The organism is Tessaracoccus luoxuelianae, from assembly GCF_055326245.1.
Map to the genome: position 1 here is coordinate 120,639 of NZ_JBUZNO010000007.1, position 12,481 is coordinate 133,119.

Annotated in this window: 14 protein-coding genes and 3 tRNA genes; 11 read left to right on the forward strand and 6 right to left on the reverse strand. The window is 68.0% G+C overall.

Features of this window, described 5'->3' with window-relative positions; genetic code table 11:
* Positions 1-155 precede the first annotated feature (155 nt).
* From ACZK39_RS11815 to ACZK39_RS11830, 4 genes are all read left to right on the forward strand, one after another.
* A tRNA-Ser gene (locus tag ACZK39_RS11815) sits at positions 156-240 on the forward strand.
* A 40-nt stretch (positions 241-280) separates the two neighbouring features.
* Positions 281-718, forward strand: coding sequence for a hypothetical protein (locus ACZK39_RS11820; protein ID WP_463613400.1), 438 nt, complete (start codon positions 281-283; stop codon positions 716-718).
* A gap of 390 nt (positions 719-1,108) precedes the next feature.
* Entirely contained in the window at positions 1,109-1,255 is a 147-nt protein-coding gene (locus tag ACZK39_RS11825) for a hypothetical protein (protein WP_463613401.1), read from the forward strand.
* Complete coding sequence (locus ACZK39_RS11830) at positions 1,255-1,935, forward strand: nucleotidyl transferase AbiEii/AbiGii toxin family protein (protein ID WP_463613402.1); 681 nt, start codon at positions 1,255-1,257, stop codon at positions 1,933-1,935. The genes ACZK39_RS11825 and ACZK39_RS11830 overlap by 1 nt, the downstream gene beginning before the upstream one ends.
* 143 nt (positions 1,936-2,078) lie before the next feature.
* Here the strand turns inward: ACZK39_RS11830 and ACZK39_RS11835 are convergent, their stop codons facing one another.
* Complete coding sequence (locus ACZK39_RS11835; protein WP_463613403.1) at positions 2,079-3,776, reverse strand: LCP family protein; 1,698 nt, start codon at positions 3,774-3,776, stop codon at positions 2,079-2,081.
* Positions 3,777-3,883: 107 nt separating this feature from the next.
* Between ACZK39_RS11835 and ACZK39_RS11840 the strand changes: the two genes are divergently transcribed.
* Positions 3,884-3,977: transfer RNA gene (locus ACZK39_RS11840), tRNA-Ser, on the forward strand.
* Between the two features lie 68 nt (positions 3,978-4,045).
* Here ACZK39_RS11840 and ACZK39_RS11845 read toward each other — a convergent pair.
* Together ACZK39_RS11845 and rfbB are read right to left on the reverse strand one after the other, a co-directional pair.
* On the reverse strand, positions 4,046-4,528 hold the full coding sequence (locus tag ACZK39_RS11845; RefSeq protein WP_463613404.1) for a methylated-DNA--[protein]-cysteine S-methyltransferase: 483 nt from the start codon (positions 4,526-4,528) through the stop codon (positions 4,046-4,048).
* A gap of 65 nt (positions 4,529-4,593) precedes the next feature.
* Positions 4,594-5,592, reverse strand: coding sequence for a dTDP-glucose 4,6-dehydratase (gene rfbB, locus ACZK39_RS11850; RefSeq protein ID WP_463613405.1), 999 nt, complete (start codon positions 5,590-5,592; stop codon positions 4,594-4,596).
* Between the two features lie 97 nt (positions 5,593-5,689).
* On the opposite strand from rfbB, the gene rfbA reads away from it, so the two are divergent.
* The 4 genes from rfbA to ACZK39_RS11870 all read left to right on the forward strand — a co-directional run bounded on the left by rfbA (position 5,690) and on the right by ACZK39_RS11870 (position 8,504).
* Complete coding sequence (gene rfbA, locus ACZK39_RS11855) at positions 5,690-6,553, forward strand: glucose-1-phosphate thymidylyltransferase RfbA (protein ID WP_463613406.1); 864 nt, start codon at positions 5,690-5,692, stop codon at positions 6,551-6,553.
* 86 nt (positions 6,554-6,639) lie between these two features.
* Positions 6,640-6,712 (forward strand) — tRNA-Arg (locus ACZK39_RS11860).
* A 106-nt stretch (positions 6,713-6,818) separates the two neighbouring features.
* Positions 6,819-7,553: a glycerophosphodiester phosphodiesterase gene (locus tag ACZK39_RS11865; RefSeq protein ID WP_463613407.1), complete on the forward strand. Its 735-nt coding sequence runs from the start codon at positions 6,819-6,821 to the stop codon at positions 7,551-7,553.
* A 45-nt stretch (positions 7,554-7,598) separates the two neighbouring features.
* Positions 7,599-8,504: a 1,4-dihydroxy-2-naphthoyl-CoA synthase gene (locus tag ACZK39_RS11870; protein WP_463613408.1), complete on the forward strand. Its 906-nt coding sequence runs from the start codon at positions 7,599-7,601 to the stop codon at positions 8,502-8,504.
* 66 nt (positions 8,505-8,570) lie between these two features.
* Here the strand turns inward: ACZK39_RS11870 and ACZK39_RS11875 are convergent, their stop codons facing one another.
* Both ACZK39_RS11875 and upp read right to left on the reverse strand, forming a co-directional pair.
* Entirely contained in the window at positions 8,571-9,332 is a 762-nt protein-coding gene (locus ACZK39_RS11875) for a YwiC-like family protein (protein ID WP_463613409.1), read from the reverse strand.
* A gap of 122 nt (positions 9,333-9,454) precedes the next feature.
* On the reverse strand, positions 9,455-10,096 hold the full coding sequence (gene upp / locus ACZK39_RS11880; RefSeq protein ID WP_370585671.1) for a uracil phosphoribosyltransferase: 642 nt from the start codon (positions 10,094-10,096) through the stop codon (positions 9,455-9,457).
* A 112-nt stretch (positions 10,097-10,208) separates the two neighbouring features.
* On the opposite strand from upp, the gene ACZK39_RS11885 reads away from it, so the two are divergent.
* Positions 10,209-10,796, forward strand: coding sequence for a tRNA adenosine deaminase-associated protein (locus tag ACZK39_RS11885; RefSeq protein ID WP_182798814.1), 588 nt, complete (start codon positions 10,209-10,211; stop codon positions 10,794-10,796).
* Between the two features lie 38 nt (positions 10,797-10,834).
* Complete coding sequence (gene tadA, locus ACZK39_RS11890) at positions 10,835-11,266, forward strand: tRNA adenosine(34) deaminase TadA (protein ID WP_463613410.1); 432 nt, start codon at positions 10,835-10,837, stop codon at positions 11,264-11,266.
* A 6-nt stretch (positions 11,267-11,272) separates the two neighbouring features.
* Here the strand turns inward: tadA and ACZK39_RS11895 are convergent, their stop codons facing one another.
* Complete coding sequence (locus tag ACZK39_RS11895; RefSeq protein WP_463613411.1) at positions 11,273-12,448, reverse strand: MFS transporter; 1,176 nt, start codon at positions 12,446-12,448, stop codon at positions 11,273-11,275.
* Positions 12,449-12,481: the final 33 nt, after the last annotated feature.

Sequence of the window (12,481 nt, forward strand, 5' to 3'; positions counted from 1 at the left end):
GCCGGATCGGAGGGGTCGCGGTCCGGGGTGCGCACCCAGGCGGCCTGCAATCCGTGGCGGGGCGGCAGTGGTGACTTCGGCGGCATCCCACTCCTCTCCAGCTCGGATACCGCACCCTACCCGCCGGCGTCGAGGCGCTAACATGGTCGGGCACTGGCGAGGTCGCATAGTGGACTAGTGCAGCCGCCTTGAAAGCGGCCGAGGGGCAACTCTCCGTGGGTTCGAATCCCACCCTCGCCGCTTCCGCGGGCCCGGAGCCCACTCTGAGTAGTCTTGGCCCATGCCCGAGAGCACCCACGTCATCAAGCCACAGCCACCCGTGCGCGCCTTCGTCACCGCCGCGGTGGCAGACCTTGCCGGCGCACTGCTGCTGGTGGCGGCGCTAAGCCAGGGGTGGCATGTGGCGTTCGTGGTGGTGGCAGTTCTCCTGCTCGTCGCCGGAACTGCACTGATGATCGGCGCTTTCGTGTCGCTCAACAGGCTGGCTGTCCGGTTCACCCTGACAGACGAGGGCTACCGGCTCCTCGGCCCAGGCGTCGATCACGCGGGGCAGTGGGCAGACGTGAGCAAGGTGACGCAGTCACAGGAGGGCTCGCACGTGACGATCTACCACGGCGCCGTCCGCCGCACCCACCTGCTGTTCCCCGGAGGGGATCGCGCCCAGATCGACGAAGTGCTGGCCGAGGTCCGTGCTCGCCTCAAGGCCGCGAAGGGCTAGACCGGGCCAGACCTCCCGACCTAGACCTAGCCCCCACCTCTAGATGCGCCTGGATGGCCTTTAGCACCTAACGAGTGATCCGCGCCGCACACCGCCACCGGCCACCAGGGTGACGGTGGCCGGTATGAGCGGGGTGAAGGAGGCCTCTGGGCAGTGTCGGTGTCGCCCGCTACGCTGAATGGGACTAGACGCGACGGGAAAGGAGTTGCAGCCATGGAAGCGCGCGTGCTCTACCAGGACCTCTTTCCTTTCGAGACTCCGCGATCGCTGGATGCCTTGCGAGGCCCCGCCACTGGGGTGCTTATCTTGCCTCGTACGGTGCACTGGGGCCCTGATCCGACTGCCGACCTTGACACGCGAAGCGGCCTCCACAAGGCGTACCGCAACCTGGTGCGGGAAGGAACCACTGACCTTCAGGAGGCCATGCTCAACGCGGCCCGGCTGGTCGAGGTGTGGCCTGACCTCGCGCTGCCTCCACGATGCCTTGCCCTCTGGGAGTCCCGGTTCCCCGAGTTGCGTCGGGCGGCGTCGACCTGATGCCGACCGGTGAAGAGCACCAGCGGCAAGCCGCTCGCATCATTCTGGCTGCGATCGGTCCGGCAGGATTCGCTCTCGCAGGCTCGGGTGCTATCCGCGAGCACGGGCTGATCGATCGGCCGACCAACGATATCGACCTGTTCGCGCCGGCCCGGGCCGCGGCTGGGTTCAGCGATGCCATCGACACGGCGATAGCGACGCTGACTGCCCACCGCTACACCTGCGAAGTGGGCCGGCTGAGCAGCCATTTCGCTCGCTTGCTGCTCACCACACGTGAGGGTTACGTCTTCGAGGTGGATCTGGGGCTTGACTGGCGCGCCCACGACCCAATCCGGCTGGAAGTTGGACCGGTCTTGGCGATCGAGGACGCAGTCGCGAACAAGGTGGGCGCGCTGTACAGCCGAGGCGAGCCACGCGACTACCTCGATGTCGATGCGATCCGAGAATCCGGCCGCTTCGCCGAGGATCATCTCCTGTCTTTAGCCGCCCAGCATGACCCGGGATTCGACGTGACCCTGTTCGCCACGCGACTCCGCGCTGTCGAATCGCTTGTTCCCGATGACATCGCGGAGTACGGCATCAGCTCCACAGACCTGGACGCGATCAAGCGTCGCCTCCTGACCTGGGGGCAGGGCCTCACGGGACACAGTCCCGAACCGACCGTCAGCCCAGACGCGTAGGATCGTGTCGAACCAGTCGCCAAGAACCCTCGGAGGCGACCATCAACGGCCCTCCGTCAGCCGTACCGAGGACCCTCGACCCCTGCACTGCATCAAACGCCCTAAGCACAGTAGGCCAGGATTAAGCCTGGGCTAAGCCGGACCTAGCCCTCATCGTCCTCCCCGCCGTGCCATGCGCACGCGTCCGTGACGTTCTGCGCGCCGTCGGTCAGGTCGCCGGTGGGGGAGGGTGAAGCGGAGCTGGCCGACGGTGACGCCGAAGCGGCGGCGGAACCGGTGGGCGATGCGACGGCGCTGACCGACGGAACGGCGGTGGGGCTGGGGGACGCGATGGTGGCCGCGATGGCCTCCTCAGCGGCGGCGCGCATCGCCTCGAAGTCCGGGTACTCGTAGGAGTACCCGTTCTTGCCGGGCGAGTACACGAGGCGCGTCACCGGAGCATCCTTGACCCGCAGCGCGAGCTCGACGATTGCCGGCAGGTCCCGCTGCGGAATGTCGGTGACGATCATCTGCGACGAGGCGGCGGCGATCGCCTCGTAGCGCGTCAGCATGGTGGCTGGGTTCGCCTGTCGGATGATGGCGCTGACGAGGCAGGATTGGCGGGCCATCCGGTCGTAGTCCGAGTAGTCCAGGCGGCTGCGGGCGTACCACATGGCGTCATATCCCATCAGGTGCTGGTCCGGGCCGGGCTCGAGGTAGCCGGAGGGCTTCATTCCCTCGCTGTTGCCGCCGATGGCCAGGCGCTGGTTGATGTTGACGGTCACCCCGCCCATCGCGTCGATGAGCTGCTGCACCCCGTCGATGTTGAGCATCGCGAAGTAGTCCACCTTGAGCCCGGTGATCCCCTCCACCCCCTGCTTGAGGGCCTCAGCGCCGCGGTAGGTGGAGCCGGCGAACAGGTCCGGGAAGCCGAGTTCGGTGTGCGCCCAGATGCTGTTGATATACCAGTCGCCGGCGGGCTCCCCGCGGAACCCGTTGGGGAAAGCCTCGTCCATTTCGCTGCCCTCGGGGAAGGGCGTGTACTGCACATTGCGCGGGATCTGGATGAGTGTGGTGGCGCCCGTGCCGGTGTCGATCGAGGCCAGCATGATGGTGTCGGTGCGGATGCTGAATTCCTCCACCTGATCAGCGCGGGAATCGCTGCCGTCCGCGCCGAGCAGAAGGATGTTGATGCGAGGGATGTCGGCCCACGGGTCCTCGTGCGCCTCGGCGGTGAGCGTGGGCCTCGAGGAGGAGGTCACCTCGTCCTCGCCCGTTGTGAACACGTTGTCGAGAAGAAGCGCCTGGTCGCGCGCGTAGCGGGCGCCGATGGCTGTGGGTGCCGTGACGCCGAAGGCCAGCACGGTCACCAGCACCGCACCGATGGCGCGCTTTACGCTGCCCAGCCGACGGGGACGCGTGGAGAGTTGGGTGACGGTGATGAGAGTGACCCAGACGAGCCCCAGGGCGATCAGAGTCACGCTCGCGATGGCGAGGAACTGAGTGCTCACCGCCAGCGTGGCCAGCCGGGTGGTGTTCGTCGCGGCGGAGTAGGCGAGGGAGAGCACACCGACGATCGCGGCCAGCCCGGTCAGGAGGCCGAGTGAGCGCAAGGCCGGCCGTGTGGCGCCCAGCAGACCGAGGCCTGGGACGAGGGCCGAGATGACCGTGAGCCCCATCGACTTCCTCAGGGACTGCCGAGGGCCGCCATCGGTGGCCATCCGGCGCCGCACGTTGGCCGGGAAGGGGATCTCGGCCCCGCCGTCCGCCTCGTATCCACGCGACGGAGTAGCGCCCGATGACGGAATGGCGTCACCGTCATCGTCGGGCGCGGCGCGTCGTGCCGGGCGGTCTTCGCTCATCAGGCTCCTCCTGCGGCAAGTCTAACCCCGGGCCGGTCAGGGCTCTGCGGCGGTGCGGGTGGGTGTTTGCCGCTGCGCCGAGCGCTCGGCTAGGCTGTGACGGCACTGGAGGTGTCGCCTAGTCCGGTCTATGGCGCCCGCCTGCTAAGCGGGTTTGGGGCTTCAACCCCATCGCGGGTTCAAATCCCGCCGCCTCCGCCAGTTGTGATCAAGCCCCTGGGAGCTGTGCTCCCGGGGGCTTTGTCGTTGCCGTAGAGAACCCCACTCCGCTACAAGGCGAGGTGACTGCGTTCCAGATCGAGGAGGAACTGCTTGCGTTCCGGGCCGCCGGAGTAGCCGGTCAGCTTCCCGTCGGACCCCACCACGCGGTGGCAGGGCACCACGATGCTGATCGGGTTGCGGCCGTTCGCCAGGCCCACGGCCCGTGAGGCGCCGGGGCGGCCGACGGCGACGGCCAGCTGTCCGTAGCTGCGCGTCTCCCCGTAGGGGATCGCGGCGAGCGCCGCCCACACCTCCTTCTGGAAGTCGGTGCCCGACGGGGCCAGGGGAAGATCGAACGAGGTGCGTTCCCCGGCGAAGTACTCCGTGAGCTGGCGGGTGGCGTCAGGGAGCGCGTCGTCGACGCGGTCGCCCCACGCGGACCCGGGCACCGGAGGGCTCTTGTGTCCGTCCATCAGCACAGCCACGAGGGCTCCGTCGCTGACGACGAGGGTCAGGGGGCCGATGGGGGAGTCCATCACGCTGTGGGTCATGTCGCGCACACCTTCCGCTGTGGTGCCAGGATACGACCGCCGAGGCGTTCGACAGGCCCCGAGGATCACTGGCCCTTGGCGGCGTACCTGGCCTCGGTGGCGGCCTTGAGGGGGCGCCACCAGTCCTCGTTGGTGCGGTACCAGTCGATGGTGGCCTGCAGGCCTAGGCGGAAGTCGGTGTAGTGGGGCGTCCAGGCGAGTTCCTCGCGGAGCAGGGCGGCGTCGATGGCGTAGCGGAGATCGTGTCCGGCGCGGTCGGTGACGTGGTCGTAGGCATCTGCCGGTTGGTCCATCAGTTCGAGGATGAGCTCGATGACCGTCTTGTTGTCCTGCTCGCCGTCGGCTCCGATGAGGTAGGTCTCGCCGATGCGGCCGTGCGTCAGGATCCGCCAGACGGCGGAGTTGTGGTCGTCGACGTGGATCCAGTCGCGCACGTTCGCTCCTGCGCCGTAGAGCTTGGGGCGGATGCCGTCGATGACGTTGGTGATCTGGCGCGGGATGAACTTCTCGATGTGTTGGCGGGGGCCGTAGTTGTTGGAGCAGTTGCTGAGGGTGGCGTTGACCCCGAATGATCGGACCCAGGCGCGGACGAGGTGGTCGCTGGCGGCCTTGGACGCGGAGTAGGGGCTGGACGGGTTGTAGGGCGTGCTGGGGGTGAACTTGGCGGGGTCGTCGAGTTGGAGGTCGCCGTAGACCTCGTCGGTGGAGATGTGGTGCAGGCGCTTGTCGAACTGCCGCACGGCCTGCAGGACGTGGAAGGTGCCGAGGATGTTGGTCTCGACGAAGATCCCGGGGCCTTCGAGGGAGTTGTCGTTGTGCGACTCGGCGGCGAAGTGGACCACGGCGTCGTGCTCGGCCACCAGTGTGCCGAGAAGCGGCGCATCGAGGATGGACCCGTGGACGAAGCGCACCCGTGCGGGGTCCAGGCCGGCCAGGTTGGCGGTGTTGCCCGCATAGGTCAGCGCGTCCAGGACCGTGACCGACACGTCCGTGTTGTCCACCAGCCAGTGCGCGAAGTTGCTGCCGATGAACCCGGCTCCACCGGTGACCAGAATCGTCTTCACAGCCAGTGAGCCTACCTGGCCGAGGCCCGAGCCACCGGTCAGGCCGGGGGCGGGCATCCGCGTCCGCCCTGTGTGCGTCTATGCCAAGGTAAGACCCATGCGGGGGATCATTCTTGCCGGCGGGACCGGCTCCAGGCTTCATCCGATCACTCTGGGTACCAGTAAGCAGTTGATGCCGGTCTATGACAAGCCGATGATCTACTACCCGCTGGCCACGCTGATCTTCGCCGGGATCCGCGACGTCCTGATCATCACCACGCCCCACGAGGCGCCCGCCTTCCATCATCTCCTGGGCGACGGCGAACAGTTCGGCGTCCACTTCACCTTCGCGGTGCAGCCCGAGCCCAAGGGGTTGGCGCAGGCGTTCACGATCGGGGCGGACTTCGTCTCCGGCGGACCTTCCTGTCTGATCCTGGGCGACAACATCTTCTCCGGCCCCGGCCTGGGATCGAGACTGCAGCGGCGCACCGAGTCGATCGACGGCGCCCTGGTGTTCGGCTACCAGGTGGCAGACCCCACCGCCTACGGCGTGGTGGAGGTTGACGGCAACGGGCTGGCCCTCTCGATTGAGGAGAAGCCGACCCACCCGAAGTCCCACTGGGCCGTGCCCGGTCTCTACTTCTACGACGAGCAGGTGGTCGACATCGCCACCAACCTTCGGCCGTCGCCGCGCGGCGAATTCGAGATCACCGACGTCAACCGCACCTACATGGAACAGGGCCGCCTCCACGTCGACCTCCTCCCCAGGGGCACCGCCTGGCTGGACACCGGCACCTTCGACTCCCTCAACGACGCCAGCAACTTCGTGCGCACGCTCCAAGCCCGCCAGGGCCTGCAGGTGGGATGCCCGGAAGAGGCGGCCTGGAGGCGGGGTTTCCTCACAGCCGACGAACTGGCCGAGCGCGCGGCGCGCTACGAGAAGTCCGGCTACGGCACCTACCTGCGCAACCTGTTGGGCTGACAACAGGTTGACGCCAGTCGGCTCGGGCCGCTGGACCTGCGTTTTTGCCGTTCACCTCAATGCCACGTATAGTTACGACTCGGCCAGCGCTCGTGGCTCAACGGATAGAGCATCTGACTACGGATCAGAAGGTTGGGGGTTCGAGTCCCTCCGAGCGCGCTGGAGATGGGCGTCGGGGTTTTCCCCGGCGCCCTTTCTTCTTCCCGGCCTAGCCAGGCCGCGGTGGTAGGTGGCGCCGACAGCGCCGAGTTGGAAGGATGTCCGCGTGACAACCGAAGTCTGGGCCCACCGTGGGGCGAGCGCCTATGCGCCGGAGAACACCTTGCCCGCATTCCAGTTGGCGCTCCAGATGGGGGCCAACGGCGTGGAGTTCGACGTTCAGCGCACCGCGGACGGGCACGTCGTAGCCATCCACGACGAGACCATCAACCGCACCTCCAACGGCTTCGGGCGCGTGGTCGATCAGACCTTGGAAGAGCTGCGCCACTGCGACTTCTCCAACGGCTTCGCCGGGCGCCGCAACGTCAAGATCCCCACCCTGCGCGAGGCGCTTGACCTGTTCCGGGGCACCGGGGTCCGCGTCAACATCGAGTTGAAGAACACCGTCGTGCTGTATCCCGGCCTCGAGGACGACGTGCTGGGCATCGTGCGGGACGCGGGCATGGAAGACCAGGTCCTGTATTCGTCGTTCAACCACTTCTCGCTGGCGAACCTGCGTGGCAGAGTGGCCCGCGAGCAGATCGGCCTGTTGTACTCGGATGGGATCTACGACCCCTGGAAGTACGCGAAGTGGTTCGGTGCCAGCGCCCTCCACCCCCACTACCTGGCCCTGCAGCAGCCCAACTTCGTCTGGCTCTGCCACGAGGCGGGCATCGAGGTCCACGCGTGGACGGTCAACAAGGACGACGACGCGCTCTGGCTCGCCGGTCTCGGCGTCGACGCGCTGATCACCAACTTCCCGGACCGGCTCGCCGAGGTGTTGCGCGCTCCCGGCCGCTAGCCGGATCGGTCGCGACGGCGCGTTGACGGCCACTAGGCTCGCCCCATGAGCGCCCCCGGCAACCCGTTCCGCCCCGAACTCTGGGAGGCGGTGGACGGCTTCGACTTCACCGACATCACCTACCACCGCGCCAAGAACGTCCCAGCGGTGCGGATCGCCTTCGACCGCCCCGAGGTGCGCAACGCCTTCCGGCCGCACACCGTCGACGAGCTGTACCGGGCGCTGGACCACGCGCGGATGTCCTCGGACGTCGGCTGCGTGCTGCTGACCGGCAACGGCCCCTCGGAGAAGGACGGCGGCTGGGCGTTCTGTTCCGGCGGTGATCAGCGCATCCGGGGCCGCGCCGGGTACCAGTACGCCGAGGGTGAGGGCGCGGACACCGTCGACGCAGCCAAGCTGGGCCGCCTCCACATCCTCGAGGTCCAGCGCCTCATCCGATTCATGCCCAAGGTGGTCATCGCCCTGGTCAACGGGTGGGCGGCAGGCGGGGGGCACTCGCTGCACGTCGTCGCGGACCTGACGCTCGCGTCACGGGAGCACGCGCGGTTCAAGCAGACCGACGCCGACGTCGGCTCCTTCGACGCCGGATTCGGATCGGCCTACCTGGCACGGCAGGTGGGGCAGAAGTTCGCCCGTGAGATCTTCTTCCTGGGCGACGTGCACGACGCCGAGGACGCGCACCGCATGGGCATGGTCAACCGGGTGGTGCCGCACGCCGAGTTGGAGGACCTTGGCCTGGAGTGGGCAGCGAAGATCTGTGGAAAGTCGCCGACTGCCCAACGGATGCTCAAGTTCGCCTTCAATGCCATCGACGACGGGTTGATCGGGCAGCAGGTGTTCGCCGGGGAGACCACGCGCCTGGCGTACATGACCGACGAGGCGGTTGAGGGTCGCGACTCGTTCCTGGAGAAGCGGGCTCCGGACTGGTCGAAGTTCCCTTACTACTACTGAGCGGCGGCGCCGCCGACTGACCGGTGTGAGTTGAGCCTATGGATGGAGTCGCGGCCGCTCTTGCGCTCAGCCGAGGAGGGTGAGTGCCAATGCCCAGGCCGACAGCAGGATCTCCAGCACGCCGATCTGCGCCGGGCGCCTCGGGGCCCGTGGCATCCAGAACGACCTCGCCACCAGCGCCACCGCCCACGGCAGCCACCACCACCCCAGCCAGCCGGCACCCCAGGCCGCGAAGGCCACCAGTGCGACGGCGGCGTGGTACGCCTGAGAGCGTTGGGCAGCGGACGGCTCGTTGCGCTCGCGGATCAGAGCCTTGACATGCAGCACGGTGCCCACGAAGTAGGCGGTGACCAGCACCATGATGGCCACGTCGCGCCACCTCGTCGGGTCCTCGGCGCCCCACGGCTGCAGCACCGCCATCAGCCCGCAGGACGCCATCACCATGAGGACACCGGAGGCCAGGGAGCGGTCGCGTCTCTTCCACGCCAGCCACAGTCCCGCCCCCACCAGCACCGCGTACACCGGAGCCCACAGCAGTAGCCCCCACCCTTTGAGGGCCACCGTCGTCAACCCCAGGACGGCCGTGGCGGCCCCGTAGGCGGCGAGAGCAGGAACGTAGCGGCCACGACGCTTGGCAGGTGCGCGGAGCAGGAGGGTCGCGGCGTTGTAGGCGAAGTAGGCGGCCAACCAGGTGAGGCCGAGCATCGCGTCACCCGCGTCGAGGGGGCGTGCGTCCCGCACCATCACCAGGCCCGCGAGGTATGGAACGACGAGCATGGCCCAAGCGCCGTGCTGCTTGGGCACCCAGCCCGCCGTCCGACCAGCCATCCGGCTACGCTAGCCCACCCGATTCCAGGCGCTGGGGGCGCCCCCAGCTCTGCACCGATCTATGTGGAGGGCGGTCTCTGTGCATATGCGCAGAGACCGCGCCATGGATAGATCGGTGCAGATCAGTTGGCCAGGCCGTAGAGACGATCGCCCGCGTCGCCCAGGCCGGGCACGATGTAGCCGTGCTCGTTGAGGCGCTCGTCGACGGCGGCCACCACCAGCGTGCACGGGACATCCAGGTCCGCCAGCAGGCGGTTCAGCTTCTCGATTCCCTCGGGCGCGGCGAGGAGACAGATGCAGGTGATGTCGTCCGCGCCGCGATCCACCAGATACTGCACCGCCCCACCGAGCGAGCCACCGGTGGCGAGCATGGGGTCCAGCACATAGCACTGCCGGCCCGACAGGTCATTGGGGAGACGCTCCGCGTAGGTCACCGGCTGCAGGGTCACCTCGTCGCGGATCATCCCGAGGAACCCCACTTCTGCTGTGGGCATCAGCCGAAGCATGCCGTCCAACATCCCCAGGCCCGCGCGCAGGATGGGCACCACCAGCGGCGCCGGCTGCGCCAACTTCACTCCTGTGGTGGCCGTGACCGGCGTCTCGATGTGGGTCTCCGTGATCCGCACCCCACGCGTGGCCTCGTAGGCCAGCAGCGTCACCAACTCCTCCACCAACCTGCGGAAAACCGGCTGCTCCGTGTTCTTGTTGCGCAGCAGTGTCAGCTTGTGATCGACGAGGGGATGGGTGACGACGCAGAGTTCCACGCCGCTTACCTTTCCACATCCGGCCCGGGCGTGCAGTGGTTGGGCCCCTGGGGATGTTTCCCGGGGATAGTCATGCAAGGATGGGGTGCGCATGCGACGAAAGGAGTGAGCCGTGGACGTATTTGAAGAGGACGCCGAGCCATTCGACCTCAACGACGTGGACAGCGAAGACTCCGCAGACTCGGAGGACTCAGAAGAGGACTTCGACGACCTCGAGGACGCCACCGAGGACGACGTGGACCTGGTGGTGGCTCTCTACCGTGAGGACGGCCGCGCGGTCGCGGTGCCCATGGACGTGGACCTCGCCAATGACCTTGACGAACTCATCACCCAGCTCGGACGCCTCCCCGGTGACTCGGGCGCCGACGGTTGGGTTTCGGTCGCGGGCGAATTCTTCGTGATCTGCCGCGTGCGCGGACGCACCGTCGAGGTGCTGCTCTCGGACGTGACGGCGGCCAACGACTGGCCCATCGCGCGCGACGTGGTGGACTATCTCGGCGAAGAGATGCCGGACGAAGACGACGATCCGGCCCCCCTCGGGGACCTATCCATGTACGCGGCCAGCGGTCTGCGGGCGATGGAGCTCGAAGCCATCGCCACGGACTACGACGAGGACTCCGACGTCCTCCTCGGCAGGATCGCGGCGAAGTTGAAGGTCGCGGCGGAGTTCGAGGGCGCCGTCGAGGCCTTCGACGACTAGAGCCGGCCAGTAGCGTGGGCACGCGCTGGCACGAGGCTATGCGCCTCGCGCTGGAGGAGGCGGAGGCTGCCCGGCGGCATGGGGACGTGCCGATCGGCGCCGTGGTTTTGGACGCGGCAGGTAGAGCAGTCGCACGGGCCGGGAACGAGCGCGAACTCACAGGCGACCCCACGGCCCACGCCGAGGTGGTCGCCATCCGTCGGGCGGCCGAGGCACTCGGTCAATGGCGCCTCACGAACTGCACCCTGGTGGTCACCCTTGAGCCGTGCACGATGTGCGCGGGGGCCATCGTCGCGAGCCGGATCGGGCATCTCGTGTTCGGCGCGTTCGACGAGAAGGCCGGCGCCGTCTCGTCGCTGTGGGACGTGGTGCGAGACCCGCGACTCAACCACCGTCCTACTGTCACGTCCGGCGTCCTCGCCGACGAGTGCGGCGCCGTCCTGGAATCCTTCTTCGGGGAGCGGCGCTAGTCAGCGTCAGTCCACCGCGACGATGCCGTCCCGCAGATCCGGCTGCACTCCCCGGAACACAACCGCCACCAGCACCGCCGAAACGGCGATCCCCGCCGCCACAAGGATGCCGCCGTGCCCGCCGGAGGCGTCGATGGCGATGCCAGCCGCGGCCGACCCGACAGAGGCGCCCAACAGTTGCCCGGTGCCGATCCATCCGTAGGCCTCGGCCGTGTCCGAGAAGGGGACGCTCCCGGCGATCACCGACGACACCGCGGCGAGAGCGGGCGCGATCCCGAAGCCGGCCAGGAACAGCGCCAGCGACAAACCCCAGAAGCCGCTGAGGATTGTGGCCAGCAGAAACCCGGCCACGACGACGAGCATGCGGAGCGCCATCGACCAGCGGGTGATGGGGCGGTTGCCGGCTGCCAGTCCGCCGAGGAGGGACCCGAACGCGGACAGGGCGAGCACACCGCCGGCCAGGACCGAGCCGTCGCCGAATGACGCGACGATGGCGGCCTCCATGGCGGCGAAGGCGCCGATCATCAGCAGCGACGTCACCGTCATGAGGAGCACCGCCGGGTTGGACAGAACCCGGCCGAAGCGTCGACGGTTGGGTGGGATCTCCAGGTGTCGGACCCGGGGTGTCAGGATGAACATCAGGCCGCCCACCACCTGGATCGCGATCACCACCAGCAGCGCCGGCCCGGACCCGAGAGCACCCACCAGCAGCGTGATCGCCACCGGCCCGATGATCCAGATGACCTCCTGCAGGGCGGCATCCAGGCTGAACAGCGCCGTGAGCAGGTGGCTGGGCGCCAGCTTCGGGTACAAGGTGCGGACGGCCGGGATCACCGGCGGCATCGCCGCGCCACCGACGGCGGCCAGAGCCATGGCGCCACCCAGCGGAACCGTCAGGAGGGCGAGCAGCGCGAACGCCGTCACCGAGATCACCAGCGTGGCAGTGAGCACGCGGAAGGTGCCCAGCCGGTTGAACAGCCTCGAGACGATCGGGCCCGCCACCGCCATGCCTACGGAGAACGAGGCGAGAACCAGCCCGGCCGCGGTGTAGCTGCCCTGCGTGTCGCGCACGTGCATGAGCACGCCGAGCGAATACATGCCCGCAGGAAACCGTGCAGCCAGTTGCGCGACCAGAATCAGGGCAAGCCCTGGGGCCTTGATCAATGCCGAAAAGTCACGCACCGGCCCAACCATACGGCCGCCCGTCGAAGCCCA